Raw genomic sequence first — 25,764 nt, 5'->3', positions numbered from 1 at the left:
TTTTCCTTTGCCGTCCGCGCTTTTTTCATACCGTTTCGGGACGAGCTACAGGCGCCGACGCATGGTCCAACGTCAGGGCCAGCCGTCGCGGGCAAAGGAGTATACGCTGTCCGAGCCGATTACCAGATGGTCGACCAGTTGGACGTCGATCAGCGCAAGCGCTTCGCGCAGTGCGCGCGTCAGACTGCAGTCGCTCGCGCTCGGCCGCACAGCGCCAGACGGATGATTATGCGCGACGATCAGGCTTGCCGCATTGAGCGTCAACGCACGCCGCACGATCTCGCGCGGATACACCGCCATACGCGTGAGCGTGCCGCGCGCGCTTTCCTCGCTGCGGATAAGCCGGTGCCGGGCGTCCAGAAACAGCGACACGAACACTTCGTGCGGACGGCCGCCTATCAGCAGGCGCAGGTAGTTTTCGACCGCTTCCGGAGAGTTCATGAGCGACCGGCGGCGCATTTTGTCGACCAGAGAGCGCCGCGCCATTTCCATGATCGCGAGCAATTGCGCTTTTTTCGCGGGCCCGATGCCGCGCAGCCCGTCGAAGTCCGTGTAAGTGGCGTCGAGCATTGCCCGCAGTGAGCCGAAACGGTCGAGCAGCTCGCGAGCCACACTGAAAACGTCGTGGCCCGGCAAGCCGGAGCCCAGTACCAGCACGATCATCTCAGTGTCTGACAGTACGCCGGGGCCCTGGTCGATCAGCCGCTCACGCGGCATGTCACGTTTGGGCCATTTGCGCCTGCGACGCAATCCATCCGCCGTGGGAGCCGGAGCACCCCTTGGCGAACGAGCGAAATCCAACATTGGTTCGTCGATCGTCGACGCATAATCAGACATATACAGACAATTCCTCCGCTTGGGGTTCGGCCCGGTGCGCGCGATGGACGCAAGCCGAGGCCAGCCATGTGGCTTACAATAGACGCTTTGCGCACGGCACGCCGACGGTTTGCCGCACGCGTCAGCTGCGCCCCGCGGCGCACGCGTGAGAGCGCGCTTCGACTGAGCGAGCATTGCATGAGCATCATCGACATTTCCGAAGTGAAGGCCGGTTCACACGTGACGCTTCACTACCGGCTTTCCCTTGCCGATGGCGCCGAAGTCATCAATACCTTCAACGACAAGCCCGCCACGCTGCTGCTCGGTGCGGGACAGCTCGCACCGCCGCTGGAAGACATTCTGATGGGTTTAAAGGTCGGCCACCATTCGACCTTTCAGCTAGCCCCGGGGGCCGCATTCGGTCCCCGTAATCCGGAGTTGATCCAGCGCGTGTCTCTGGCCACGCTGCGGGAAAACAGCATGATCGGCGAGGATTTTTCGCCAGGCGACCTGGTCGAATTCAACGCGCCGGGCGGCGGCCGCTACGCTGGCGTTCTGAAAGAAGTGAACGAAACGTCGGCCCTGTTCGATTTCAACCACCCGCTTGCCGGCCAGGCGCTGGCATTTGAAGTGAAAATCATCGGGATTCTTTAAACATGATCATCGCGGATACGACCCTTGCCGAAACGGAGATCCTGCTGGCTCAGCCGCGCGGGTTCTGTGCCGGCGTCGATCGGGCTATCGAGATCGTCGAGCGGGCCATCAAGCTGCACGGCTCGCCGATCTACGTGCGCCACGAAATCGTCCATAACGCCTACGTCGTCGAAGATCTGCGCAAGAAGGGCGCTATTTTCATCGAGCGTCTGGAAGAGGTGCCCTCCGGCAATACGGTCATTTTCAGCGCGCACGGTGTCTCGAAAGCGGTGCGCAGCGAGGCCGAATCGCGCGGGCTGCGCGTCTACGACGCCACCTGTCCGCTCGTCACCAAAGTGCACATCGAAGTGGCGAAGATGCGGCAAGACGGCTTCGACATCGTCATGATCGGTCACAAGGGCCATCCAGAAGTGGAAGGCACGATGGGCCAGGCGGGCGAAGGCATGTACCTCGTCGAAGACATCGAAGACGTGCAGGCGCTGCAACTGGCTCACCCAGATCGGATTGCGTTCGTCACGCAAACTACGCTTTCCGTCGACGACGCAGCGGAGATCATCGGCGCGCTCAAGGCGAAATATCCTTCCATTCGCGAGCCGAAGAAGCAGGACATCTGTTACGCCACGCAGAACCGCCAGGACGCCGTGAAATTCATGGCGCCGCAGTGCGACCTGGTGATCGTGGTCGGCAGCCCCAACAGTTCGAACTCCAACCGGCTGCGGGAACTCGCTGAAAAGCTCGGCGTGCCTTCCTATATGGTGGATTCGCCCGACCAGATCGATCCGGCATGGGTCGAGGGCAAACGCCGGATCGGCGTGACTGCCGGTGCCTCGGCTCCTGAAGTGCTTGCGCAGGCCGTGATTGCCCGTCTGCGCGAACTCGGCGTGCGCAACGTGCGCGCGCTCGAGGGCATTGAGGAAAACATCGCGTTCCCGTTGCCGCGTGGCTTGGGTCTGCCAGCCTGACCTCTCTGAAATAGTCAAAAAGTGCGCGCCCTCGGGCGCGCTTTTTTTTGCGCGTGGCTAGCGAGTACGACCAGCAATTGGTGCCACATCGTCCAGGACGCCCGCTTTTCGCCTCCCGTTTCGATATTTTTTCGCGAATTCGATCCGACATTTATTGAAATTTGATGACTGTGGCCCCGTTTTATGAGGCCTGATCCGGCCGCAAACTATTTTGACGCACTAACATGGTGCCGAGAGAGACGCAGCGCCGTTTAAATATGATTTAAGCGAAAGCGCGCTGCGACCGGGCCTTGAACCAACCGTCCGCAACACTTGATGCGAGCGGATCCCACGCTGGTGCAACTGATGCACGAAAATCAGTCGCAACCGGGTTGCGCCTCCGGCTTCGATGCGGTCTTGAAAAGCGGTTGCAATGCAGGAAAACCCTGCCGGTTCAACAATATTGCCCGTCGCAAAATTGGAGTTACAATGCGCGCGTTCTCAAGGCCTTAGGGTCCCGAACAATAGATTTTGCAAGGCGCGGGAGACCTATTTAATGCGAGTCAAGTTTGCTTACGCCGTGTCCATCGCGGCCGCGGTTGCGATGCTGACCGCGTGCGGCAAAAAACAGGATGGCGAGGCGGGAGCAGGAGCATCGGCGGCAGTGGCGGCATCCGCTGCGCCGGCGAGCGAAGCAATCGTTGTGAAGATCGGCCATGCAGCCCCGCTGACGGGCGGCATCGCGCATCTGGGCAAGGACAATGAAAACGGCGCGCGTCTCGCGGTCGAGGAAATCAACGCACAAGGACTGACGATCGACGGCCACAAGATCGACTTGCAGCTCGACGCGCAAGACGACGCGGCGGATCCGAAGGCCGGTACGGCGGTCGCGCAGAAGCTCGTCGACGATCACGTGGTGGCCGTGGTCGGGCATCTGAATTCGGGTGTGTCGATTCCGGCTTCGAAGATTTATAGCGACGCAAGCATTGTGCAGATCTCGCCTTCGTCGACGAACCCGGCGTACACGCAGCAAGGTTTCAAGACGACCTATCGCGTCGTCGCGACAGACGCGCAGCAAGGTCCGGCGCTCGCCAATTACGCCACGAAGGCGCTGGGCGCCAAACGCATCGCCGTCGTGGACGATGCAACCGCCTACGGTAAGGGGCTCGCGGACGAATTCGCGAAGACCGTCGAGGCGAGCGGAGCGAAGATCGTCGCGCGGGAAGCGACGAACGACCGGGCCACGGACTTCCGGGCCATCCTCACAAAGATCAAAAGTGTTCATCCGGACGCCATCATGTTCGGCGGCATGGACGCGACGGGCGGGCCGTTTGCCAAACAGGCGGCGGCGCTCGGTATCAGGGCAAAAATCCTTGGCGGCGACGGCGTGTGTACCGACAAGGTGGGGGAGCTGGCGGGAACCGCCGTGCAAAACCTGGTCTGTTCGGAAGCGGGACTCGCGCTTTCGAAAATGGACAGGGGAGCGGACTTCGAAAAGAAGTACGTGGACCGCTTCCACACGCCGGTGCAGATTTACGCACCGTTCACGTATGACGCTGTGTACGTGATTGTCGATGCAATGAAGCGCGCTAATTCGATCGAGGCGCCCAAGGTGCTGGCTGCGATGCCGTCCACCGATTACAACGGGGTAATCGGCCGTATCGCGTTCGACGACAAGGGTGATTTGAAAGAGGGCGCCATTACGCTTTACGACTTCAAGGACGGCAAGAAAGCGGTTCTCGACGTCGTGAAGATGTAATGACGGGACGTTCAGCCTGACGGCACCGAACCACCCAACGGTGCCGTTTTTGCATCCGCTGAAGGCGAGCCTGCGACTGTGACCCAGTCGTCTGGGCAAACCGGCGGCGGATAAACCCTTACCGGTCTTTTACATCAGTACCCGCAGTGCCGTTGAGATTCCGTGACGCATCACCGCCCACCGGCTGATGAAGAGCGCGAATCCAGTCGCACGGGCTAAGGAGCATTAAATGGATATCTTCATCCAGCAGATCCTAAACGGACTGGTGCTGGGCAGCGTTTATGCCATCATCGCACTGGGCTATACGATGGTTTACGGCATTCTTGGCATCATCAACTTCGCTCACGGCGATGTGTTGATGGTGGGCGCGATGGTCGCGCTCTCCGCCATAGGCGTGCTGCAAAACCACTTCCCTGGCCTCGGCAACGTGCCGACGCTGTGCATCGCGCTGGCAATCGCCGCCGTGGTTTGCGCGGTGGTGGGCTACACGATCGAGCGCGTGGCTTACCGGCCGTTGCGCAAGGCGCCGCGTCTCGCGCCGCTGATCACCGCGATCGGCGTGTCGATCCTGCTGCAAACGCTCGCCATGATGATCTGGTCGCGCAACCCGCTGCCTTTCCCGCAGCTTCTGCCCACCGATCCGCTGAACGTGATCAAGGCCACCGACACGACGCCTGGCGCCGTGATCTCGATGACTGAAATCGTGATCATCGTCGTCGCGTTCCTCGTCATGGCAGGCCTGCTGCTGCTCGTGCACAAGACCAAGCTCGGCCGCGCAATGCGCGCCATCGCCGAGAACCCGGGCGTCGCCTCGCTGATGGGCGTGAACCCGAACTTCGTGATCTCGGCCACCTTCATGATCGGCTCTGCGCTTGCTGCGCTTGCCGGCGTGATGATCGCGTCCGAATACGGCAACGCGCACTTCTACATGGGCTTCATCCCCGGCCTGAAGGCCTTTACCGCGGCGGTGCTCGGCGGTATCGGCAATCTCGGCGGCGCGATGGTCGGCGGCGTGATTCTGGGGCTGATCGAACAGTTGGGCGCCGGCTATATCGGCAACCTGACCGGTGGCGTGTTCGGCAGTAACTATCAGGACGTGTTTGCGTTCATCGTGCTGATCATCGTGCTGGTGTTCCGTCCGTCGGGTCTGCTCGGCGAACGCGTTGCGGATCGCGCTTGATCCAGGCCAAGGAGTAAATCAAATGACCTCAATTCAACCGATCGAGCCGTCCACGACGCTCATTCCCGAGAAGAACCTGGCGAAGACGCTGACCGTCGGCATCATCACTGCGTTCTTCGTGATCGCTGCGCCGATGATCATCGGCACCGCCGGCGGCAACTACTGGGTTCGCGTGCTCGACTTCGCGATGCTGTACGTGATGCTGGCACTCGGTCTCAATGTCGTGGTCGGCTTTGCCGGCCTGCTCGACCTGGGTTATATCGCTTTCTACGCGGTGGGCGCCTATACCGCGGCGCTGTTGTCTTCGCCGCATCTGACCTCGCAGTTCGAGTGGATCGCGCATCTCGCACCGAACGGGCTGCACGTGCCGTTCCTCATCATCGTGCCGTGCGCGATGGCGGTGGCGGCGTTTTTCGGCGTGATACTCGGGGCGCCGACGCTGCGTCTGCGAGGCGACTATCTCGCCATCGTGACGTTGGGCTTCGGGGAAATCGTCCGGATTTTCCTGAACAACCTCGACCGTCCGGTGAACATCACCAACGGCCCGAAAGGCATTACCGGGATCGATTCGGTGCACCTTGGCGACTTCAGTCTCGCGCAGACGCACTCGCTGTTCGGCTTCCAGTTCCCCTCGGTGTACTCGTACTACTACCTGTTCGTGCTGGCCGCGCTGCTCGTGATCTGGGTCTGTACGCGTTTGCAACACTCGCGTATCGGCCGTGCATGGGCCGCGATCCGCGAAGACGAAATCGCCGCCAAGGCAATGGGCATCAACACGCGTAACGTGAAACTGCTCGCGTTCGCGATGGGCGCGTCGTTCGGCGGCCTGTCGGGCGCGATGTTCGGAGCGTTCCAGGGCTTCGTGTCGCCGGAATCGTTCACGCTGCCGGAATCGATCGTCGTGCTGGCGTGCGTGGTGCTGGGCGGCATGGGCCACATTCCTGGCGTGATTCTCGGCGCTGTGCTGCTCGCTGTGCTGCCGGAGTTCCTGCGCTCGACGATGGGTCCGCTGCAGCACATGCTGTTCGGCCATGAAATCGTCGACACCGAAGTGATCCGCCAGCTGGTCTACGCACTCGCGATGGTGCTGATCATGCTGTATCGCTCGGAAGGCTTGTGGCCGTCGCCGAAGCACGAAGACAAGATTGCGAAACTGTCGAAGCGTAGCGGCAAGAAGCCGGTGCGCGCCTGACGGACAGGGAGAAAAAACATGAGCGATAACATTCGACTGTCGGTAAAGGGCGTCAACAAGCGCTTCGGCGGTTTGCAGGCACTGTCCGACGTCGGCCTCGAAATCAAGGCCGGCCAGATTTATGGTCTGATCGGCCCGAACGGTGCCGGCAAGACAACGTTCTTCAACGTGATTACGGGCCTGTACACGCCTGACTCGGGCGACTTCAAGCTCGACGGCCAGAACTACACGCCGACCGCGGTGTATCAGGTGGCGAAGGCAGGTATTGCCCGTACGTTCCAGAACATCCGTCTCTTTGGTGGCATGACCGCTCTGGAAAACGTGATGGTCGGGCGGCACGTGCGCACGAAACACGGCTTGCTGGGCGCGGTGTTCCAGACGCCGGCCGAGCGCAAGGAAGAGCGCGAGATCAAGGAACGCGCGATCGAACTGCTGGAGTACGTCGGCATTGCGCAGTACGCGGACTACACGTCGCGCAATCTGTCGTACGGCCACCAGCGCCGCCTCGAAATTGCGCGTGCGCTTGCAACCGATCCGAAGCTGCTCGCGCTCGACGAACCCGCTGCCGGCATGAACGCAACGGAAAAGGTCGAACTCACGCGACTGCTCGACAAGATCCGCGCCGACGGCAAGACGATCCTGCTGATCGAACACGACGTGAAGCTCGTGATGGGTCTGTGCAACCAGATGACGGTGCTCGACTACGGCAAGGTGATTGCCCAAGGACTGCCGCAAGACGTGCAGAAGGATCCGAAGGTGATCGAAGCTTATCTGGGTGCAGGAGTCCACTGATGTCCACGACGCAAGCAATGTTGAAAATCAAGGGCCTGCAGGTCAATTACGGCGGCATCCAGGCAGTGAAGGGCATCGACCTCGAGGTCGGGCAGGGCGAGCTGGTCACGCTGATCGGCGCGAACGGCGCGGGCAAGACCACGACGATGAAGGCGATCACCGGGCTCAAGCCGTATGCCGCAGGTGACATCGAGTACATGGGTCAGTCGATCAAGGGCGTGCCGCCGCATGAGCTTCTGAAGCGCGGCCTCGCGATGGTGCCGGAAGGCCGCGGTATCTTCGCGCGCATGTCGATCGTCGAGAACATGCAGATGGGTGCGTATCTGCGCAGCGACAACGACGGCATCAAGGCCGACGTCGACCGTATGTTCGGTTTCTTTCCGCGTCTGAAAGAACGCGCCACGCAATACGCGGGCACGCTTTCGGGCGGCGAACAGCAGATGCTGGCCATGGCGCGCGCGATCATCTCGCGTCCCAAACTGCTGCTGCTCGACGAACCGTCGATGGGCTTGTCGCCGATCATGGTCGAGAAGATCTTCGAAGTGGTGCGCGCCATTTCCGCTGAAGGCATGACCGTGCTGCTCGTCGAGCAGAACGCGCGTCTCGCGTTGCAGGCGGCGAACCGCGGCTATGTGATGGACTCGGGTCTCGTCACGATGTCGGGTGATGCGAAGCAGATGCTGGACGATCCGAAGGTCCGGGCGGCTTATCTCGGTGAATAAGCTGGGTGAATGAGTTGGGTGAATAAGCTTTCAAGCTGAACCGCCGATGAAAAAAGGCCGCATGCGTGAGTCAAACGCATGCGGCCTTTCTCTTTTTACGACGCATGAAGCGCCTGCAAACTAAACCGGCGGCGAGTCCGCCAACTCACCAAGACGTTTGCCGAAACTGACCACCGCATCCGCGCGATAACCGAGCGCCTCGTAAAACGCGCGGACGTCGCTCTTCGCGGACAACACCTGCAGGTTCAGCTTCGGACAGCCCAAAGCCGTCAACGCGTCTTCGACGTGTGCGACCAGCCGCGAGCCGATGCCATGTCGCCGCACCGACTCGTCCACCGCGAGCGAATAAAGCCAGCCGCGATGACCGTCGTAGCCGCCCATCACCGTGCCAACCACTCGCTCACCGAGCACCGCTACAAAGAACAGCTCGGGCTGCATCGCGAGCTTGTTCGCAATCGACAGATGCGGGTTGCGCTGCGGCTTCGTCACGTCCCTGTATTCCGGGAAGGCCTGTTGCCACAGCGCGACCACGTTGTCGGTGTCGCTCGCGTCGAAGCGGCGAATAGAGAGCGTTGCGCTCGCGGTCGTCGTCATACGCGTTCTGTGCAATTACAGCGTGTCGAGGATCGAACGCAGCATCGCCATCATCTGGTCGATCTCTTCGTTCGTGACGTTCAGCGCAGGCATGAAGCGCAGCAGGTTCGGGCGCGCCGCGTTCAGCAGGAGGCCGTCGGGCTGCATGTCACGCGCCTTTTCGACGATCTGGTTGCCGATGTCCTTGCCGAGCAGCAGTGCACGCAACAGACCTTCGCCGCGCTCTCCCTTGAAACCGCGCTCTTCCGACAACTCGAGCAGCTTCGCGCGCAAATACTCGCCGCGCGCACGCACGCCTTCGAGGAAGCCCGGCGCGGTGAGTTGCGAGATCACCGAGTAACCGACCGCGGTCATTAACGGATTGCCGTTGTACGTGCCGCCCTGGTCGCCTGCTTCGAACACGGCGACTTCAGCTTTCGCGAGCAGCGCCGCGAGCGGCACGCCACCGCCAATACCCTTGCCGAGCGTCATGATGTCCGGCTCGACGCCCGACAGCTCATACGCGAACAGCGTGCCGGCACGGCCGCAGCCGCTTTGCACTTCGTCGACGATCAGCAGCACATTGTGCTTGCGCGTCAGCTCACGCAGTTGCTGCATGAATTCGCGCGTTGCCGGAATCACGCCGCCTTCGCCCTGGATCGGTTCGAGCATCACCGCGACCGTCTTCGCGTTGATGAGCTTTTCCACCGACGCGATGTCGTTCAGATCCGCTTTCGGGAAGCCAGGCACTTGCGGCGCGTAGATCGTGTCCCAACCCGGCTTGCCGCTTGCCGACATCGTGGCGAGCGTGCGGCCGTGGAAGCTGTGATCGAACGTGATGATTTCGAATGCGCCGTCCTTGAATTTCTTGCCCCACTTGCGCGCGAGCTTGATCGCGCCTTCGTTCGCTTCGGCACCGCTGTTCGCGAAGAACACCTTGTCGAAGCAGCTATGCTGCGTGAGCAGCGCCGCGAGCTTCGCCATCGGCTCGTTGTAGAAAGCCGGCGACGGATTGAAGAGCAGCTTCGCCTGCTGGTTCAGCGCTTCGATCATGCCTTCGTCGCAATGACCGAGGCAATTGACCGCCCAGCCCTGAATGAAGTCCAGATATCGCTTGCCGTTGTTGTCGTAGAGCCACGAGCCCTTGCCGTGCGTGAAAACGATTTCGGGCCGGTTGGTGATGTACATCAGCGACTCGATCGGATATTCATTGAAATTCATGACGGCAGGCTCCAGACAGCGGGTAAGAGGTGGATAAGGCGTTGGCGCACGTCAGCCGATGAGCAAACGGGCCGGAAAAACAAAAAAGCCACGGCATGCCGTGGCTTTCATGATTCGAACAGCTTGCGCTTTGTTGTAGCGCGAATCCGTGACGAAGCCGGCGGCGTCCCTAGGGAAGCGGCGAGCGGCGACGTCGAAGTTCGGATTGGATGCGGTTCATGCGCGAAAGAATACGACAATAAAAGCGCTGGTGTAAACCTTGAATTTGCACGAATTCATCGCGATGGGCGCGTCTGGCAGTTTTTGCGCGCCTGTCTTCATGCTGACATGTTGTCTCAGGCACGGCTCGCTCGTTGTTACGAGCGGGCCGTTTCTTTCAGCAGGTTTCGAGTTAAACCGCGTTCGCCAGGTCCGCGGCGCTCGTGAACGAGTCCGCGTAGAACTCGTCTTCGGGCAGGCTGTGATGCTGCGTGAAATCGCGCTGTGCCGACTCGACCATGACCGGCGCGCCGCACGCATATACCTGATACGCGGACAGGTCGGGAAGGTCTTCGATCACTGCCCGATGCACGAAGCCGACACGGCCGGTCCACGCATCGCTCGGGTCCGGCTCCGAAAGCACCGGCACGAACTTGAAGTTCGGAATCTCGCGCGCCCATTGTTCGGCCAGTTCGAGCAGATACAGATCTTTCTTGCGACGCGCGCCCCAGTACAACGTCATTGGGCGGTTCAGGTTCTTGAACACCGCATGCTCGACGATTGCCTTCAGCGGCGCGAAGCCGGTGCCCGAAGCAAGCAGCACGATCGGCTTGTCCGACTCTTCGCGCAGGAAGAACGTGCCGAGCGGCGCTTCGAAGCGCAGGATATCGCGCTCTTTCATAGCGTTGAACACGTGGTCGGTGAACGCGCCGCCGGGCATGTGGCGAATGTGCAATTCGATCGGGCCTTCGACGTGCGGCGCATTCGCCATCGAATAGCTGCGGCGCTTGCCGTCCTTCAGAATGAATTCGAGGTATTGGCCGGCAAGATATTGCAGACGTTCGTTAGCGGGCAATTGCAGCTTGAGCACGACGACGTCGTCGGCCTTGCGCTCGATCGCATTCACACGGCACGGCAGTTTCTTCACCTGCACGTCGCCCACACCTGCCACTTCGCGGATATCGATTTCGAGATCGGAGCACGCCGTTGCGCAGCAGAAGAGCGCCATGCCGCGCGTTTTTTCTTCGTTCGACAAAGCCGACGACGAGTGTGCGCGCTGTTCCACCTGGCCGCTGATCACAGCGCCTTTGCACGAACCGCACGCGCCGTTCTTGCAGCCGTACGGCAGACCGATGCCTTGACGCAAGGCGGCGTTCAGCACCGGCTCGTCCTGTTCTACCTGAAACTGCCGGCCGCTTTGCCGGAGCGTGACGTTGAATGCCATAAAGTGTTCGAAGTCGAAAAGTCTGTAATCGTTAAACGGAGGGGCGGGGCACGCAAAGCCGGGATCGTTGGAGCCAGCGGTATTGTCGCCCCGCGCCCCGCGAGCTTGACGGCTACAATGCGTGCACCATGAAAGCCACACGAAACTTCCGCCGTCCGCGCGTGCTGATCGTAGGTTGCGGCGATGTCGGCATGCGCTGCGTACCGCTGTTGCAGCGCGCTCACGTCTTTGCACTGACAAGCCATGCGGAGCGCAGCGCCGAGTTGCGTGCCGCGGGCGTTTCGCCGCTGGTCGGCGATCTCGACGAACGCCGCAGCCTGAAACGGCTCGCGGGCCTCGCACCCACAGTGCTGCATCTCGCGCCGCCGCAGAAAACCGGCGACGACGACCGCCGCACTCGCGCGTTGCTATCAGCTCTTGCGATGCGCCGCGCTCGCGCGGTGTCAGGCAAGCATGGGACCCGCGCCACCGTCGCGCCGGTCGGGCGCTTGCGCCGCGCGCGCGCTTCATGGGCACAAGCACGGCCACTCCCGGAACCAGCCGATATTGTACCCGACGGCCTTCGCCGCGCCGCCGCTTCACGCGCGCCGCTGCGCTTCGTGTATGCGAGCACGACAGGCGTCTATGGCGATTGCGGCGGGGCGTGGATCGACGAGACGCGCGTCACTGAGCCCGCCAATGCGCGTGCGAAACGCCGCGTGTCGGCCGAGCAGCAATTGCGACGCGCGACGGCTCGCGGGTCGATTGCCGCGAGCATCGCGCGGATTCCGGGCATTTATGCAGCCAATCGCCTGCCGCTCGCGCGGCTTGAAAAACGCACGCCGGCGCTCGTCGATGCCGACGACGTCTACACCAACCACATTCATGCGGACGACCTCGCCGCGATCCTCGTGCGCCTCGCCACTCATGGCAGGCCGGCGCGCGTGGTTCACGCGTCCGACGACTCGTCGCTGAAAATGGGTGAGTACTTCGATCTCGTCGCCGACACGTTCGGTTTGGCACGTGCGCCGCGCATCACGCGCGCTCAGGCTGAAGAGCAGATCGAGCCGACCTTGCTGTCGTTCATGCGCGAGTCGAGACGGCTCGTGAACCGCCGCCTGAAAGAAGAGCTAGGCGTACGCCTGCGCTATCCGAGCGTCGAAGATTTTTTGCGTGAAGCGGCAGGCGCTGGGGAAGTGAGTAAAGACGCGCCGTGAAGGCCCGGCAGAGCTATCTCGATGCCTTAAAAGCCCGGCGACGCAGCGGCAAAGAAATTCCGCCGGACATCGGCCGGACAACTTTGTGAAGCGTCGCCGCGCGGCACACCACAGCACCGCATAGCAGCGCGCCTCGTGCCTCAGGTCAGCGCGGGCAGTGCTTCGAGCAGCAGGAAACACAACATCCCGCCGATCAACGCGCCGATCAGATTCGGATCGTATTTGTGCCGCAACCGCATGGCGATCAGCAGTCCGCCGATCACCAGCAACCCGACACACACGAACGCCGGCAACACGTACGAGAGCATGACTCCGTTATGGACGATCATGGCCGCTCCTTGAACTCTTTGTAGTCTTTGTTTAAACGAGTATAGGGCGCGGCCTGATGAAGAGCATGCTGCAGCGCAGCGTCGATTGCATGCGCGCTCGCGCGAATGTGCGCCTGCGCACAGGGCTTTCCTAATCTTGTCAGAAGGTTGCGCGCGACCTACCGGTTTACCCGCTCCGTGAAGATCCGAGGTCGGCTTCGTCGAGCCATTGCCACGCGCCCGGCGCGAGGCTCGCGGGCAAAGCGAGTCCGCCGACGCGCTCGCGGTGCAGCGCTTCGCAACGGTTGCCGGCCGCCGCGATCATCCGCTTGACCTGGTGATACTTGCCTTCCATCACGGTGAGCGCCAGCGTGTGCTCGCCGCGTGCATCGGCCGCGACCGCCGCGACCGGCTTCGACTCGCCGTGCAATAACACGCCATTGCGCAGCGCGCTCAACTGCGCGTCGTCGATCGCATGACGGGTTGTCGCGACATACACCTTCGGGACTTTGCGTTTGGGCGACGTGAACATGTGGACGAACTTGCCGTCGTCGGAGAGCAGCAGCAAGCCGGTGGTGTCCTGGTCGAGCCGGCCGACGCATTGCACGCCCCGCTCGGCGAACTGCGGCGGCAGCAGACTGAATACGCTCAGGTGATGCTGCGGATCGCGCGAGCACTCGTAGCCGGGCGGCTTGTTGAGCAGCAGATATGCGCGCTCCCGGTACGGCCAGACCACGCCGTCGACGCTGAAGCAGAACGACGCATCGTCAGTCGGGAAATCGGCGTCGGCGTCGGTGCACAGTGTTCCGCCGATGCTCACGCGAGCGTCGTTTATGAGCGCGCGGCATTGGCGGCGCGAGCCGAAGCCTTGGGTGAAGAGAATGCTTTCGAGATTCATGGCGAGCGAAGAATAACACCGCAAGAAGCGGGGCGTCCCGCGGTGGGTTCGCGGCCACGATGGTCGCTCCTGTTTCGTTGCCGGAGCCATCGATGCACGCCTCGCCGTCTTCAACCCGTGTCCGTTTGCCGGCCGCTTTCCAGCGGCTCGCGTGGTCTAACCTCGTCGCGCAATCCGCCGAGCAGATCAGCCTCGCCGCCGCGCCGCTCGTCGCCGTGTTCGCGCTCGGCGCCGACGCACGCGGCACGGGACTTCTGCAGACAGCGCAGACATTGCCTTTCCTGCTGCTGTCGATCCCGCTCGGCGTATGGGCCGACCGCCGCTCGCGCCGCACGTTGATGGCGCTCGCCGAAAGCGTGCGTGTCGTAGCAATGCTCTGCGTGCTTCTGCTGCTGATGACCCATGCGCTCAGCCTGCCGTTGCTCGCCGCGCTCGGCTTCGTGGCCGCGACTGGCACAGTGGCCTACAACGTCGCCGCGCCTTCGCTCGTGCCGTCGCTAGTCTCGCGCGAAACGTACGCCAGCGCGAACGGCCGTCTGGAACTTGCGCGCAGCGTCGCGTATTCGGCTGGGCCGGCGCTGGGCGGCCTGCTGGTCGGCTGGATCGGCGCTGGATGGGCATACGGCTGCGCGGCCGCATTGTCCGCGCTCGCAGTGGGCTTGCTCGCGGGACTGCGCGAACCGTCGCGCGCGGCAACGCCTGCGCGTCACTTCATGGTGGAGTTGCGCGAGGGTACGCGCTTCGTATTGCGCGATTCACTGCTGCTTCCCATGCTCGCGACGGCCGTCTTTTTCAATCTCGGCTTCTTCGTGCTGCAAGCGGTGTATGTGCCGTACGCGGTGCATCGGCTGGGACTGAGCGCCTCGGCGGTAGGCATCACGCTGGGTGCGTATGGCGTCGGCATGGTGTGCGGTGCGTTGGCCGCACCCGCCGTCGCGCGACGCCTCGCGTTCGGCCGTGTGCTCCTGATCGGGCCGTCGTGCGGGCTGCTCGCGTCGCTCGTGATGGTGGGGACGCTCGTCGCGCCGTCGTTCTGGCTTGCGCTGCTCAGTTTCTTTCTGCTCGGTGCCGGACCGATTCTGTGGGTGGTCGGCTCGACCACGCTGCGCCAGGCCATCACGCCGCAACGGATGATGGGCCGCGTCTCCGCGCTGAACAGCACCGCGACTTATGGCGCGCGGCCGGCAGGCGCACTGCTCGGCGCGGCGATCAGCGCGCGCTGGAACATGGACGCCTGCCTGATCGCCGCCGCAGTGGCCTTTTTCGTGCAGGCGTCGATCATCGCGATGTCACCTGCGGCGCGGCTCGCGGCCATTCCCGACGAACGCGTCACGGCTTGCTGAAGATCAACGTCGCTACACGACGAGCGCCAGGGCAAACCCCCAAAAAATGAAAATGAATTTTTTCTCGGACCAATTCCATGTAAATATACTTTCATCCAATTTGCTTACACCCTCTACGCACTGCCGCGCTGACACGCCGCTTCGCTCGCATGATTCATCAACCGTCCGTTGCATCCAATCCGGCCGAGCAGGCCATCGCTGCGCGCATCGAGGCGGCCATGCCTACACTCACGCCGATTCATCGGCGTATGGGCGAGTACGTGCTGGCCAATCTGTTCCGCGCGGCCACCATGCGAATCGACGAACTGGCGAGCGTGGTCGGCGCGTCGGTGGCGACCGCGAATCGCTTTGCCCGCGCGCTCGGTTTCGACGGCTATCCGCAGTTTCGTGAGGCGCTCGTGCGCGGCTTCGAGGCGACGCTCGCGCCGGTCGAACGTCTGCGCAGCGCGCAGGAGTCACTCGCTGCGGGCGACGACGTGGTCGACGCGTCGCTCGAACAGGCTGCCAACAACCTGCACCTGACCCGCACGGCGATCGACAGCGCCGCCGCCGAGGCCGCGGTCGAAGCGATACTCGCCGCGCGGCGTGTGTTCGTGCTGGGCGCGGGCACGAGCGCGTTCCTGGCCGGGCTGATGGAGCACGGACTGATGGCGTATCACGACAACGTGCAATCGCTCGCGTTCATCGGCGGACCGTCGCATGCGGCGCGGCGCCTGTTCAACTGCGGCAAGGGCGATCTCGTGATCGGCATTGCGTTTCCGCGTTATGTCGACGACACCATCGAGCTCGCGCGCCGTGCGGCAACTCGCGGCGCGCGGGTGCTGGCGCTGACCGACGGACCGCGCTCGCCGCTCGCGCAGTTCGCCGATCTCTCGTTATACGTGCGCTCTGAACGCCGCCTCGCGGCGAACGCGGATGCCGCTGTTCTTGCTGTGATCGAAGCGCTATGCGACGCGGTCGCCTATCGGGCGAAGCGCTCGGTGAAGGCAGCCGCCGACGTTACCGAGTTCGTATTGCCGTGGCTCACCGATCCGCTGTCCGCATCCGCGAGTGGGGCGGGCGAAGCCGTGCGCGAACCGGCGCGCACTGCGCGTACGTCAGTAGGCGCAGTACCGAACCCTCGCACCACCCAGGCAAAATCCAAACTCAAACGATGAACGACAACGCAGTCATTGCCATTCATGGCGGCGCGGGCACGATCCTGCGCGCGTCGCTGTCGGCCAGTGCCGAAGCCGAATACCACGCCGCTCTGCACGCGGTGCTCGCCGCCGGCCAACGCGTGCTTGCGGACGGCGGCAGCGCGCTCGACGCAGTCAGCGAGGCCGTGCGGTTGCTCGAAGACTGCCCGCTGTTCAACGCGGGCCGGGGTGCGGTCTACACGGCAGCGGGCACGCATGAACTCGACGCGGCGATCATGGACGGCAGCACGCTCGAGGCCGGCGCGATCTGCTGCGTGAAGCGCGTGCGCAATCCGGTTCTGGCCGCGCGCCGCGTGCTCGAGTGCAGCGAACATGTGCTCTTCGCCGGCGAAGGCGCGGAAAGTTTCGCGGCCGCGCAGGGACTCGAATTCGTCGAACCGCAGTACTTCGATACCGAGGCGCGTCTTCGTCAATGGCTGCTCGCGCGCGATCAGCAGCGCGCAATGCTCGATCACGACGGCGCGTCGCTCGCCGCGTCGCCGTCGGCTACAGACAACAGCGATCCCGTGCCGCACGAGCCGATCGATCCGAATCGCAAGTTCGGCACTGTCGGCGCGGTCGCACTCGACAGGCACGGCCACGTTGCGGCGGCGACGTCGACGGGCGGCGTCACCAACAAGCAGGTCGGGCGCGTGGGCGATACGCCGCTGATCGGCGCGGGCTGCTATGCGGACGACGCAACCTGCGCGGTCTCGACCACCGGCTCGGGCGAAATGTTCATGCGCATGGTCGCGGCTTACGACGTCGCCGCGCAAATGGCCTACCGCAACGTGTCGTTGCAGGAAGCCGCGCACGACGTCGTGATGAACCGCCTGCCGAAGATCGACGGCCGCGGCGGCCTGATCGCCGTCGACGCACTCGGCAATATCGCGTTGCCGTTCAATACCGAGGGTATGTACCGCGGTTTCGCGCGTATTGGCGAGGCGCCGACGACGGCGATCTACCGTTAGTTCGTTACCCTGAACATTGCTGAAGACCGCTAGCGCGTTCGAATTCAAAGGAATCATTGTGCCGACTTCATCGCACACCGCCAGCCCGATTACTGGAAACCTGCCGACGCAACGCGTGCTCGCAGTCGACAACCTGTCGGTCGCGTTTCGCAGCGGCGAGACCACCTTCAACGCGGTGCGCAATCTGTCGCTGATGGTCGAGCGCGGCGAGACGTTGGCGATAGTGGGCGAATCGGGTTCAGGCAAATCAGTGACATCGCTCGCGTTGATGCGGCTGATCGAGCATGGCGGTGGGCGCCTTGCCGGCGGCAGCATCGCATTCCGGCGCCGCGACGGCAGTGTGCTCGACCTCGCGAAAGCGTCGTCCGGCACGATGCGCTCGATTCGCGGCGCCGACATCGCGATGATTTTTCAGGAGCCGATGACCTCGCTCAACCCAGTCTTCACGGTGGGCGACCAGATCAGTGAGGCGATCTCGCTGCATCAGGGCAAGAGCCGCTCGGCGGCGTTCGCGGAAACGCTGCGTCTGCTCGAACTCGTGCGCATTCCCGAGGCGCGACGCGTGGCGGCGCGGTTTCCGCATCAACTGTCGGGCGGAATGCGCCAGCGCGTAATGATCGCGATGGCGCTGTCGTGCAAGCCCGCGTTGCTGATCGCGGACGAACCGACCACCGCGCTCGACGTGACCATTCAGGCGCAGATCCTGCAACTGATTCGCGGTTTGCAGGACGAGATGAACATGGGCGTGATCTTCATCACGCACGACATGGGCGTGGTCGCCGAAGTGGCGGACCGCGTGCTGGTGATGTATCGCGGCGAGAAGGTGGAAGAGGGTGCGTCGGACGCGCTCTTCGCCGCGCCCTCGCATCCTTATACGAAGGCGTTGCTCGCCGCCGTGCCGCGTTTGGGCGCAATGCAAGGCACCGATCAACCCGCGAAATTTCCGATTCTGACGGTCGAGCAGGCGGGCGCGAGCGGTGCCGATGAACCCGTGCGCCCGGCAGCCGCCGTCGCGAAGGAAGCGCAACCGCATGTCGACGAAAGCACGCCGCCGATTCTGCGCGTACGCGATCTGGTCACGCGCTTTCCGGTCAGGACCGGGCTTTTTGGCCGCCTGACGGGCCGCGTGCATGCAGTCGAAAAAGTCAGTTTCGATCTGCGGCCCGGTGAAACGCTCGCCCTAGTCGGCGAGTCGGGCTGCGGCAAGTCGACCACGGGCCGCTCGCTGTTGCGGCTCGTGGAAAGTCAGAGCGGTTCGATCGAGTTCGACGGCAAGGAAATCAGCTCGCTCACAGGACCTGCGTTGCAGGCACTGCGTCGCGATATCCAGTTTATTTTTCAGGACCCGTTTGCGTCGCTCAACCCGCGGCTGACGGTTGGCTTCTCGATCATGGAGCCGCTCCTCGTGCATGGCGTCGCGCAAGGCGCCGAGGCGCAGGCGCGGGTCGCGTGGCTGCTCGAAAAAGTGGGCTTGCCGCCCGAAGCCGCGCGCCGTTACCCGCATGAATTTTCCGGCGGCCAGCGGCAACGCATCGCGATTGCGCGCGCGCTCGCGTTGAATCCGAAAGTCGTGATTGCCGACGAATCCGTTTCTGCTCTCGACGTCTCCGTGCAGGCGCAGATCGTCAATCTGATGCTCGATCTGCAGCGCGAGCTCGGCGTCGCGTATCTGTTCATCTCGCACGACATGGCGGTGGTGGAGCGCGTCAGTCATCGCGTTGCAGTGATGTACCTCGGCCAGATCGTCGAGATCGGTCCGCGCCGCGCAGTGTTCGAAGCGCCGCAGCATCCGTACACGAGAAAGCTGATGGGCGCGGTGCCCGTTGCCGATCCGGCGCGACGTCACGCGAAACGGATGCTCGCCGCCGATGAAATCCCGAGCCCGATCCGCTCATTGAACGATGAACCGGCCGTGGCGCCGCTCGTCGCCGTGGGGCCGGGGCACTTCGTCGCACAACATCGCGTCGGCGGCGCGTATTGAACGGCAACAAAGCCGGACAACAAGCCGGACAAAAAACCCGATGCAGCAACTTAAAGCAACGTAAAGCAACTTAAAGCAAATCGTCTCGCAGCAACTTAAACCATTTCATTTTCGCAGCCTGGAGCACACTCATGAACCTGCCGGTCCCGTCTTCCACGTTCCGTTTGCGCGCGCTGATCAGCGGCGGCGCGGTAATGTTCGCGATGCTCGCGGGCAATATGGCGCACGCCGAAACCACCGCGGTGATGGCCGTCGCCTCGACCTTCACCACGCTCGATCCGTACGATGCGAACGACACGCTGTCGCAAGCCGTTGCGAAGTCGTTCTACCAGGGGCTTTTCGGCTTCGACAAGGACATGAAGCTCGTCAACGTGCTCGCCGATAGCTACGAAGCGAGCCCGGACGCGCGCGTCTACACCTTCAAGCTGCGCCACGGCGTGAAGTTCCAGGACGGTACCGACTTCAATGCCGCCGCAGTCAAGGCTAACTTCGACCGCGTGACGGATCCGGCGAACAAGCTGAAGCGTTACAACATGTTCAACCGCATCGAGAAGACGGAAGTGGTCGATCCGTACACGGTGAAGATCACGCTGAAGGCGCCGTTCTCGGCCTTCGTCAACGTGCTTGCGCATCCGTCGGCGGTGATGATTTCGCCGGACGCGCTGAAGAAGTACGGCAAGGACATTGCGTTCCATCCGGTCGGCACGGGCCCGTTCGAATTCGTGAAGTGGGACCCGGCAGGTGACCTGACGGTGAAGAAGTTCGGCGGCTACTGGAAGAAGGGCTATCCGAAGGTCGACGCGATCGACTGGAAGCCGGTGGTCGACAACAACACGCGCGCCGCGCTGATGCGCACGGGCGAAGCCGACTTCGCGTTTCAGGTGCCGTTCGAGCAGGCCGCGCAATTGCAGTCGAGCCCGAAGGTCGATCTGATCGCGTCGCCGTCGATCATTCAGCGCTACATCAGCCTGAACGTGAATCAGAAGCCGTTCGACAATCCGAAGGTGCGCGAGGCGCTGAACTACGCGGTCAACAAGGAGGCGCTGACCAAGGTCGTGTTCGCCGGATATGCAACGCCTGCCGACGGCGTCGTGCCGCAAGGCGTGGACTACGCGGTGAAGCTCGGGCCCTGGCCGTACGATCCCGCGAAGGCTCGCGCGTTGCTGAAGGAAGCGGGTTACCCGAACGGTTTCGAAACCACGCTGTGGTCTGCGTATAACTACTCGACTGCGCAGAAGGTCATTCAGTTCGTGCAGCAGCAACTGGCGCAAGTCGGCATCAAGGCGCAGGTCGAGGCGCTCGAAGCCGGCCAGCGCGTAGCCAAGGTGGAAAGTGCGCAAGACGCGGCGACCGCGCCGGTGCGCATGTACTACGCCGGCTGGTCGTCGTCCACAGGCGAAGCCGACTGGGCGATCACGCCGCTGCTCGCGTCGGTCTCGTTCCCGCCGAAAATGGTCAATACCGCTTACTACAAGAACGATACGGTCGACGGCGACCTGAAGCAGGCGCTAGAAACCACGGATCGCACGCAGAAGGCCGCGCTTTACACGGACGCGCAAAAACGCATCTGGGCCGACGCGCCGTGGATTTTCCTCGTCAAGGAAAAGGTCGTGTATGCGCGCAGCAAGCGTCTGTCGGGTGCTTATGTCGCGCCGGACGGCTCGTTCAATTTCGACGAGATCGCGGTCAAGTGATGAGTTGACCGTGCGGCGCTGCCTGTCGCATCAGGACATGCAGCGCCGCGCTCCCGTATCGCTGCCCTACATGACACCTCGTTGCCCGCTTCATTGCCGGATTGAGCTTCAATGCTGAACTTCCTCGTCAAACGTCTCTTTGGCCTGCTGCCGACGCTCTTTATCGTCGCGGTGCTGGTCTTTCTGTTCGTGCATCTTTTGCCGGGCGATCCGGCGCGGCTCGCCGCCGGTCCCGATGCCGACGAAGCGACCGTCGCACTGGTGCGCGCCGACCTCGGACTCGACAAGCCGATGCCGCAGCAGTTCGCGCACTTCTTCGTGAAGATCGCGCACGGCGATTTCGGCACGTCCACGCGCAGCAAGCGGCCCGTGAGCCAGGAGATCGGCGAGCGTTTCATGCCGACGCTGCTGCTCACGCTCGCAAGCATGGTGTGGGCGGTCGTGATGGGCATGGGCATCGGCATCGTGTCGGCGGTGTGGCGTAACCGCTGGCCTGACCGGCTCGGCATGACGCTCGCGGTGTCGGGTATTTCCTTTCCCGCATTTGCACTCGGCATGCTGCTGATGGAGATTTTCTCGGTGAAGCTCGGCTGGCTGCCCATTGTCGGCGACGGCTCGTGGCAGAGCTACATACTGCCTTCGCTCACCCTTGGTGCGGCTGTCGCGGCGGTGATGGCGCGCTTCACGCGCGCCTCGTTCGTCGAAGTGATGAACGAGGACTTCGTGCGCACCGCACGCGCGAAGGGCGTGCCCGAGCGGCTCGTGATCGTCAAACACTGTCTGCGTAACGCAATGATCCCCGTCGTCACGATGATGGGTCTGCAATTCGGCTTTCTGCTCGGCGGCTCCATCGTGGTCGAGGTCGTGTTCAACTGGCCGGGCCTCGGTCGCTTGCTGGTGGATGCGGTGTCGATGCGCGACTATCCGGTGATTCAGGCCGAGGTGCTGCTGTTCTCGCTCGAATTCATCATCATCAATCTGGTCGTCGACGTGCTGTACGCCGTGATCAATCCGACCATCCGTTTCAAGTGAGGCCTGCATGAGCACGACAGCCACCGGGCCCGACGCGGCCAAACCTTCCGGCGCTGAGCGCGCGATCCGCACGCCATGGAGCGAGTTCTGGCGCAAGTTTCGCAAGCAGCACGTCGCGCTCGCCGCGGGCATTTTCGTGTTGCTGCTGGTCGTGATCGCGATTGCCGCGCCGCATATCGTGCCCTACGACCCTGAGAACTTCTTCGACTACGACGCGTTGAATGCAGGGCCTTCGGCCGCCCACTGGTTCGGCGTGGATTCATTGGGCCGCGATATTTTCAGCCGTATTCTCGCGGGCTCACGCATTTCACTCGAAGCCGGCTTTTTGTCTGTAGCCATCGGCGCGGTGATCGGCACTTTCTTCGGGCTGCTCGCAGGCTACTACGAAGGCTGGTGGGATCGCATCACCATGCGCGTGGCCGACGTGCTGTTCGCTTTCCCCGGCATTCTGCTTGCAATCGGTGTGGTCGCGATTCTCGGCAACGGCATGATCAACGTGATCTGCGCGGTGGCGATCTTCAGCATTCCAGCCTTCGCGCGGCTCGTGCGCGGCAATACGCTGATGCTCAAGCAGCTAACGTATATCGAAGCGGCGCGTAGCATTGGCGCATCGGATTGGACCATCATCGTGCGTCATATCTTGCCGGGCACGATCTCGTCGGTGGTCGTGTACTTCACGATGCGTATCGGCACCTCGATCATCACCGCCGCTAGTCTGTCGTTTCTCGGACTGGGCGCTCAACCGCCAACGCCCGAGTGGGGCGCAATGCTCAACGAAGCACGCGCGGATATGGTCACGGCTCCGCATATCGCGCTGTTTCCGAGTCTCGCGATCTTCCTGACCGTGCTCGCGTTCAATCTGCTGGGTGACGGCTTGCGCGATGCGCTCGACCCGAAGCTCGATCGCCCATGAGATCGACGCAGTTGCCGGGTTTGCACAACTTGCCGGAGGTACCGCATATCGGCGAGTTGCAGTGCGGCCCGCTGGGCACGATTGCCGACGTGCATGGCGTGAGCGTCGGACACTGCACGCTCGATGATGGCGCGCTACAAACCGGCGTGACCGTGATTCGTCCGCATGCGGGTGATCCGTTTCTCGACAAGGTGCCGGCGGCGTCGTCGGTAATCAATGGCTTTGGCAAGAGCGTGGGCCTCGTGCAGGTCGACGAACTGGGCACGCTCGAAACGCCTATCGCGCTGACCAATACTTTCGGCGTGGGTGCTGTGGCGCAGGCGCAGATTCGCGCGGCCATACGCGCCAATCCGGGCATCGGCCGCGAGTGGCCGACCGTTAATCCGCTGGTGTTCGAATGCAACGACGGATATCTGAACGATATCCAGGCGTTAGCAGTCGGCGAGCAGCACTTCAATCAGGCATACGACGCGGCGAGTACGAACGTTGCGAGCGGGTCGGTCGGAGCGGGGCGCGGCATGTCGTGCTTCGATCTGAAGGGCGGCATTGGCAATGCTTCGCGTGTGGTGCGGATCGGTCAACGTGAATACACAGTGGGCGCGCTCGTGCTCGCCAACTTCGGCCGTTTGCCGATGCTGATTGTCGACGGTACTCCGCTCGGGCGAATTCTTGCCGGGCGTGCGGCAACAGAGAAGGCGGAATCGGCTGGCAAACGTGCGGACGTCGCGAAGCCCGAGCAGGGCTCGATCATCATGATCGTCGCAACCGATGCACCGCTCGACGCGCGTCAACTCAAGCGCCTTTCGTTGCGCACGGCCGCGGGCCTTGCGCGCACGGGTTCCGTCTATGGTCACGGTAGCGGCGATATTGCGCTCGCTTTTTCAACGGCCTACACGGTGCCGCATATCGCCGAATTCATCGCGCTCCCGCCTCTGCTCGCCGATCAACACATGGACCCGCTCTTTCGCGCCTGCGCAGACAGCGTCGAACAGGCGATTCTCGATGCGTTGTGGAGCGCGGAGTCCGTGACCGGCCGCGATGGGCATCGACGTTTATCACTGGGCGAGAGCGCTCCCGATCTCGCGCATTTACTGAAAAGAAAGTCCTGATGAAAGTCCTTATTTCCGCCGACATCGAAGGGATTGCCGGCGTGTTCCATCCTGAACAAACACGCTCGGGCAACGGCGAATACGAAGCTGCGCGCCGCTGGATGACGCTCGAAGCGAACGCGGCGATTGAAGGTGCGTTCGCCGGCGGCGCGACTCAAGTGTGGGTCAACGATTCGCACGGCGGGTTCCGCAATCTGCTGCCCGACCTGCTCGACCCGCGAGCTCAGGTGGTGCTCGGCAAGCCGCGCACGCTCGGCATGATGGCTGGTCTGGAATACGGCGCCGCGCTCGTTTTCATGATTGGATATCACGCAATGTCGCAAACGCGCGGCATCCTCGCGCATACCATCAACAGTTTCGCGTTTGCACGCGTGTCGCTGAACGGGGAAGAGGTGGGCGAGGCGGGGCTCTACGGCGCGCTGGCGGAAGAATATGGCGCACAGGTAGCGCTTTTATCCGGCGACGACGTTTTCGCCGACGAAACCGCGCCGCGCTTTCCCGGCGCGCGCTTTGTCGTGACGAAGAGTGCAACCGGACACGCGAGCGGCGTCACGCAGTCGCCGGCCAGCGCTCGCGCAGCTATCGAAAGCGCTGCACGCGAGGTGGTGCAGCAGCATCTCGCCAACGGTCACCCTTCGCAAGCAACACGCGGCGCGGCCAAGCCTGTCGAGTGCGAATTGCGCGTGCAGACAAGCGCGCTAGCCGATCTGTTTTGCCAGTGGCCGACTATCACGCGTGTCGATGCCGTCACGTTGCGCTTCGGCGCGGAATCGGCTGAACATGCGGTGCGCATGCTCAACTGTTTATCCGCGATGTCGTTCATGCTGCGCTAGCGTTTGCGTTCTGCGTTTGTGTTGAAGGACGCGCCGCGAGTCATTGAACGGCTGTACTACTGCTGCCTGCTCAATTCGCGCGCGGCACGGTCTATCACGTCGGCAATCGCGCCCGCATGCGACACCGGCGCGAGATGGCTCGACGCCATCGGCACGATCTTCGCGCCCATCCGCTCCGCCATGAATCTTTCGACGTCCGGCGACACTGCGCGGTCTTTTGTCGTCACCACGTACCACGACGGCTTCTCTTTCCACGCGACTTGGCTCACCGTTTCGCCGAAAGCCTTGGCGGCGATCGGTACTTGCGCGGCGGACAACACACGCGTCAGATTTTCGGGGACGTCGGCGGCGAAGTCAGCGTGGTATTTACTGCGGTCCAACCACAGAAAACCGCTCGCGTCCTTGATGATGCTCTGCCCTGAGGGCATGGGCGCGGCGCGCTTCAGCAGGTCCATTGTCGACTCGTGCAGATCGGGCGCGATTGCCGCGATGTACACGAGCCCCGCGACGTTCGGCGCATTCGCCCCCGCTTCGGTAATCACGACGCCGCCCCATGAGTGGCCGACGAGCATCGTCGGGCCTTCCTGACGAGCAAGCACGCGACGTGTCGCGGCGACGTCGTCGGCGAGCGAGGTCAGCGGGTTTTGCACCGAACTCACGTGGTAGCCCTTCTGCTGCAATTTCGCGACGACGCCGTTCCAGCTCGAGCCGTCGACGAACGCACCGTGAACCAGCACGACATTGCGCACCGGTCCTGTCATCGTCGCGATGGCGGGCTTGGCGGCCGAGGCTGTAGCGGGCGCCCCGGAGGCGGCGGATGGCACCGTAGATGGGCTGGTTTCAGCTGCTGGAGGAGTAACCTGCTCGGCGGACTGGGCGGGTTCGGGCGTGCGTTCCGCGGCCGGTGCCGCAGGTGGCGTGGCTGCAGGCGCCGTGTTCTGTGCGACGTTTTGCGCAAAAACGCCGAGGCTTTCGAAACCGAGACAAAGGACGGCGGCGCAAAACAGGTGTTTGGGCGACATGTTGCATCTCCTC

General features: G+C 62.8%; 24 protein-coding genes. 17 read left to right on the top strand and 7 right to left on the bottom strand.

Annotation, left to right across the window (positions count from 1 at the left end; translation table 11 throughout):
* Window positions 1-72 precede the first annotated feature (72 nt).
* Window positions 73-837, bottom strand: coding sequence for a RadC family protein (gene radC, locus H281_RS0120925; RefSeq protein ID WP_027804810.1), 765 nt, complete (start codon window positions 835-837; stop codon window positions 73-75).
* 177 nt (window positions 838-1,014) lie between these two features.
* Between radC and H281_RS0120920 the strand changes: the two genes are divergently transcribed.
* The 7 genes from H281_RS0120920 (at window position 1,015) to H281_RS0120890 (ending at window position 8,056) form a co-directional block, all read left to right on the top strand.
* Window positions 1,015-1,470 (top strand): FKBP-type peptidyl-prolyl cis-trans isomerase, encoded by a 456-nt coding sequence (locus tag H281_RS0120920; RefSeq protein ID WP_020069108.1) that lies wholly within the window; start codon window positions 1,015-1,017, stop codon window positions 1,468-1,470.
* Window positions 1,471-1,472: 2 nt separating this feature from the next.
* A complete protein-coding gene (gene ispH, locus H281_RS0120915) occupies window positions 1,473-2,432 on the top strand; it encodes a 4-hydroxy-3-methylbut-2-enyl diphosphate reductase (protein ID WP_020069107.1) in 960 nt (319 codons plus the stop codon).
* A gap of 535 nt (window positions 2,433-2,967) precedes the next feature.
* Complete coding sequence (locus H281_RS0120910) at window positions 2,968-4,170, top strand: branched-chain amino acid ABC transporter substrate-binding protein (RefSeq protein WP_020069106.1); 1,203 nt, start codon at window positions 2,968-2,970, stop codon at window positions 4,168-4,170.
* A 229-nt stretch (window positions 4,171-4,399) separates the two neighbouring features.
* Window positions 4,400-5,350, top strand: coding sequence for a branched-chain amino acid ABC transporter permease (locus tag H281_RS0120905; RefSeq protein WP_013340266.1), 951 nt, complete (start codon window positions 4,400-4,402; stop codon window positions 5,348-5,350).
* A gap of 22 nt (window positions 5,351-5,372) precedes the next feature.
* Window positions 5,373-6,542: an ABC transporter permease subunit gene (locus tag H281_RS0120900; RefSeq protein WP_020069105.1), complete on the top strand. Its 1,170-nt coding sequence runs from the start codon at window positions 5,373-5,375 to the stop codon at window positions 6,540-6,542.
* A gap of 18 nt (window positions 6,543-6,560) precedes the next feature.
* Window positions 6,561-7,334: an ABC transporter ATP-binding protein gene (locus tag H281_RS0120895; protein WP_013340264.1), complete on the top strand. Its 774-nt coding sequence runs from the start codon at window positions 6,561-6,563 to the stop codon at window positions 7,332-7,334.
* A gap of 17 nt (window positions 7,335-7,351) precedes the next feature.
* A complete protein-coding gene (locus tag H281_RS0120890; RefSeq protein WP_027804809.1) occupies window positions 7,352-8,056 on the top strand; it encodes an ABC transporter ATP-binding protein in 705 nt (234 codons plus the stop codon).
* A gap of 120 nt (window positions 8,057-8,176) precedes the next feature.
* Here H281_RS0120890 and H281_RS0120885 read toward each other — a convergent pair whose 3' ends face one another.
* The 3 genes from H281_RS0120885 to H281_RS0120870 form a co-directional block, all read right to left on the bottom strand.
* Window positions 8,177-8,650 carry a GNAT family acetyltransferase gene (locus H281_RS0120885; RefSeq protein ID WP_020069103.1) on the bottom strand — a complete coding sequence of 158 codons (474 nt, stop codon included), beginning with the start codon at window positions 8,648-8,650 and terminating at the stop codon, window positions 8,177-8,179.
* A gap of 15 nt (window positions 8,651-8,665) precedes the next feature.
* Window positions 8,666-9,850, bottom strand: coding sequence for an acetylornithine transaminase (locus H281_RS0120880; protein ID WP_020069102.1), 1,185 nt, complete (start codon window positions 9,848-9,850; stop codon window positions 8,666-8,668).
* Between the two features lie 391 nt (window positions 9,851-10,241).
* The gene (locus H281_RS0120870) at window positions 10,242-11,273 is read right to left on the bottom strand and encodes a CDP-6-deoxy-delta-3,4-glucoseen reductase (protein ID WP_020069100.1); all 1,032 of its coding nucleotides are present in this window, start codon (window positions 11,271-11,273) and stop codon (window positions 10,242-10,244) included.
* A 128-nt stretch (window positions 11,274-11,401) separates the two neighbouring features.
* On the opposite strand from H281_RS0120870, the gene H281_RS0120865 reads away from it, so the two are divergent.
* The gene (locus H281_RS0120865; protein ID WP_020069099.1) at window positions 11,402-12,469 is read left to right on the top strand and encodes an NAD-dependent epimerase/dehydratase family protein; all 1,068 of its coding nucleotides are present in this window, start codon (window positions 11,402-11,404) and stop codon (window positions 12,467-12,469) included.
* Window positions 12,470-12,609: 140 nt separating this feature from the next.
* On the opposite strand, the gene H281_RS0120860 is transcribed toward H281_RS0120865, so the two are convergent.
* The gene (locus H281_RS0120860; protein WP_020069098.1) at window positions 12,610-12,798 is read right to left on the bottom strand and encodes a hypothetical protein; all 189 of its coding nucleotides are present in this window, start codon (window positions 12,796-12,798) and stop codon (window positions 12,610-12,612) included.
* A gap of 166 nt (window positions 12,799-12,964) precedes the next feature.
* Complete coding sequence (locus H281_RS0120855) at window positions 12,965-13,675, bottom strand: pseudouridine synthase (protein WP_020069097.1); 711 nt, start codon at window positions 13,673-13,675, stop codon at window positions 12,965-12,967.
* A 92-nt stretch (window positions 13,676-13,767) separates the two neighbouring features.
* On the opposite strand from H281_RS0120855, the gene H281_RS0120850 reads away from it, so the two are divergent.
* From H281_RS0120850 to H281_RS0120810, 9 genes are all read left to right on the top strand, one after another.
* Window positions 13,768-15,018: an MFS transporter gene (locus tag H281_RS0120850; protein WP_020069096.1), complete on the top strand. Its 1,251-nt coding sequence runs from the start codon at window positions 13,768-13,770 to the stop codon at window positions 15,016-15,018.
* 149 nt (window positions 15,019-15,167) lie between these two features.
* Complete coding sequence (locus tag H281_RS0120845) at window positions 15,168-16,175, top strand: MurR/RpiR family transcriptional regulator (RefSeq protein ID WP_020069095.1); 1,008 nt, start codon at window positions 15,168-15,170, stop codon at window positions 16,173-16,175.
* On the top strand, window positions 16,172-17,167 hold the full coding sequence (locus H281_RS0120840; RefSeq protein ID WP_020069094.1) for an isoaspartyl peptidase/L-asparaginase family protein: 996 nt from the start codon (window positions 16,172-16,174) through the stop codon (window positions 17,165-17,167). Before H281_RS0120845 ends, H281_RS0120840 begins: the two co-directional genes overlap by 4 nt.
* Window positions 17,168-17,225: 58 nt before the next feature.
* Entirely contained in the window at window positions 17,226-19,148 is a 1,923-nt protein-coding gene (locus H281_RS0120835) for a dipeptide ABC transporter ATP-binding protein (protein ID WP_027804808.1), read from the top strand.
* A gap of 131 nt (window positions 19,149-19,279) precedes the next feature.
* Window positions 19,280-20,842, top strand: coding sequence for a glutathione ABC transporter substrate-binding protein GsiB (gene gsiB / locus H281_RS0120830; protein WP_020069092.1), 1,563 nt, complete (start codon window positions 19,280-19,282; stop codon window positions 20,840-20,842).
* 111 nt (window positions 20,843-20,953) lie between these two features.
* Window positions 20,954-21,874 carry a glutathione ABC transporter permease GsiC gene (gene gsiC / locus H281_RS0120825; protein WP_020069091.1) on the top strand — a complete coding sequence of 307 codons (921 nt, stop codon included), beginning with the start codon at window positions 20,954-20,956 and terminating at the stop codon, window positions 21,872-21,874.
* A gap of 7 nt (window positions 21,875-21,881) precedes the next feature.
* Complete coding sequence (gene gsiD / locus H281_RS0120820; protein WP_020069090.1) at window positions 21,882-22,787, top strand: glutathione ABC transporter permease GsiD; 906 nt, start codon at window positions 21,882-21,884, stop codon at window positions 22,785-22,787.
* Entirely contained in the window at window positions 22,784-23,896 is a 1,113-nt protein-coding gene (locus H281_RS0120815; protein WP_020069089.1) for a DmpA family aminopeptidase, read from the top strand. Before gsiD ends, H281_RS0120815 begins: the two co-directional genes overlap by 4 nt.
* Window positions 23,896-24,729 carry a M55 family metallopeptidase gene (locus H281_RS0120810; RefSeq protein ID WP_020069088.1) on the top strand — a complete coding sequence of 278 codons (834 nt, stop codon included), beginning with the start codon at window positions 23,896-23,898 and terminating at the stop codon, window positions 24,727-24,729. The genes H281_RS0120815 and H281_RS0120810 overlap by 1 nt, the downstream gene beginning before the upstream one ends.
* 56 nt (window positions 24,730-24,785) lie before the next feature.
* On the opposite strand, the gene H281_RS0120805 is transcribed toward H281_RS0120810, so the two are convergent.
* Window positions 24,786-25,751 carry an alpha/beta hydrolase gene (locus tag H281_RS0120805; protein WP_020069087.1) on the bottom strand — a complete coding sequence of 322 codons (966 nt, stop codon included), beginning with the start codon at window positions 25,749-25,751 and terminating at the stop codon, window positions 24,786-24,788.
* Window positions 25,752-25,764: the final 13 nt, after the last annotated feature.

This window comes from Paraburkholderia caledonica (genome assembly GCF_000383275.1).
Lineage (GTDB): Bacteria > Pseudomonadota > Gammaproteobacteria > Burkholderiales > Burkholderiaceae > Paraburkholderia > Paraburkholderia caledonica.
This window is presented reverse-complemented; position numbering and strand designations above follow the sequence as displayed.

Excerpts from the sequence above, each read along its gene's own strand:
- gsiB (WP_020069092.1), top strand. The coding sequence starts at position 19,280 with ATGAACCTGCCGGTCCCGTCTTCCACGTTCCGTTTGCGCGCGCTGATC.
- H281_RS0120845 (WP_020069095.1), top strand. The coding sequence starts at position 15,168 with ATGATTCATCAACCGTCCGTTGCATCCAATCCGGCCGAGCAGGCCATC.
- H281_RS0120880 (WP_020069102.1), bottom strand. The coding sequence starts at position 9,850 with ATGAATTTCAATGAATATCCGATCGAGTCGCTGATGTACATCACCAAC.
- H281_RS0120870 (WP_020069100.1), bottom strand. The coding sequence starts at position 11,273 with ATGGCATTCAACGTCACGCTCCGGCAAAGCGGCCGGCAGTTTCAGGTA.
- H281_RS0120855 (WP_020069097.1), bottom strand. The coding sequence starts at position 13,675 with ATGAATCTCGAAAGCATTCTCTTCACCCAAGGCTTCGGCTCGCGCCGC.
- H281_RS0120815 (WP_020069089.1), top strand. The coding sequence starts at position 22,784 with ATGAGATCGACGCAGTTGCCGGGTTTGCACAACTTGCCGGAGGTACCG.
- H281_RS0120895 (WP_013340264.1), top strand. The coding sequence starts at position 6,561 with ATGAGCGATAACATTCGACTGTCGGTAAAGGGCGTCAACAAGCGCTTC.
- H281_RS0120810 (WP_020069088.1), top strand. The coding sequence starts at position 23,896 with ATGAAAGTCCTTATTTCCGCCGACATCGAAGGGATTGCCGGCGTGTTC.
- H281_RS0120805 (WP_020069087.1), bottom strand. The coding sequence starts at position 25,751 with ATGTCGCCCAAACACCTGTTTTGCGCCGCCGTCCTTTGTCTCGGTTTC.
- H281_RS0120920 (WP_020069108.1), top strand. The coding sequence starts at position 1,015 with ATGAGCATCATCGACATTTCCGAAGTGAAGGCCGGTTCACACGTGACG.
- H281_RS0120860 (WP_020069098.1), bottom strand. The coding sequence starts at position 12,798 with ATGATCGTCCATAACGGAGTCATGCTCTCGTACGTGTTGCCGGCGTTC.
- radC (WP_027804810.1), bottom strand. The coding sequence starts at position 837 with ATGTCTGATTATGCGTCGACGATCGACGAACCAATGTTGGATTTCGCT.
- H281_RS0120900 (WP_020069105.1), top strand. The coding sequence starts at position 5,373 with ATGACCTCAATTCAACCGATCGAGCCGTCCACGACGCTCATTCCCGAG.
- H281_RS0120890 (WP_027804809.1), top strand. The coding sequence starts at position 7,352 with ATGTTGAAAATCAAGGGCCTGCAGGTCAATTACGGCGGCATCCAGGCA.
- H281_RS0120910 (WP_020069106.1), top strand. The coding sequence starts at position 2,968 with ATGCGAGTCAAGTTTGCTTACGCCGTGTCCATCGCGGCCGCGGTTGCG.
- H281_RS0120865 (WP_020069099.1), top strand. The coding sequence starts at position 11,402 with ATGAAAGCCACACGAAACTTCCGCCGTCCGCGCGTGCTGATCGTAGGT.
- H281_RS0120905 (WP_013340266.1), top strand. The coding sequence starts at position 4,400 with ATGGATATCTTCATCCAGCAGATCCTAAACGGACTGGTGCTGGGCAGC.
- H281_RS0120840 (WP_020069094.1), top strand. The coding sequence starts at position 16,172 with ATGAACGACAACGCAGTCATTGCCATTCATGGCGGCGCGGGCACGATC.
- ispH (WP_020069107.1), top strand. The coding sequence starts at position 1,473 with ATGATCATCGCGGATACGACCCTTGCCGAAACGGAGATCCTGCTGGCT.
- H281_RS0120850 (WP_020069096.1), top strand. The coding sequence starts at position 13,768 with ATGCACGCCTCGCCGTCTTCAACCCGTGTCCGTTTGCCGGCCGCTTTC.
- H281_RS0120885 (WP_020069103.1), bottom strand. The coding sequence starts at position 8,650 with ATGACGACGACCGCGAGCGCAACGCTCTCTATTCGCCGCTTCGACGCG.
- gsiC (WP_020069091.1), top strand. The coding sequence starts at position 20,954 with ATGCTGAACTTCCTCGTCAAACGTCTCTTTGGCCTGCTGCCGACGCTC.
- gsiD (WP_020069090.1), top strand. The coding sequence starts at position 21,882 with ATGAGCACGACAGCCACCGGGCCCGACGCGGCCAAACCTTCCGGCGCT.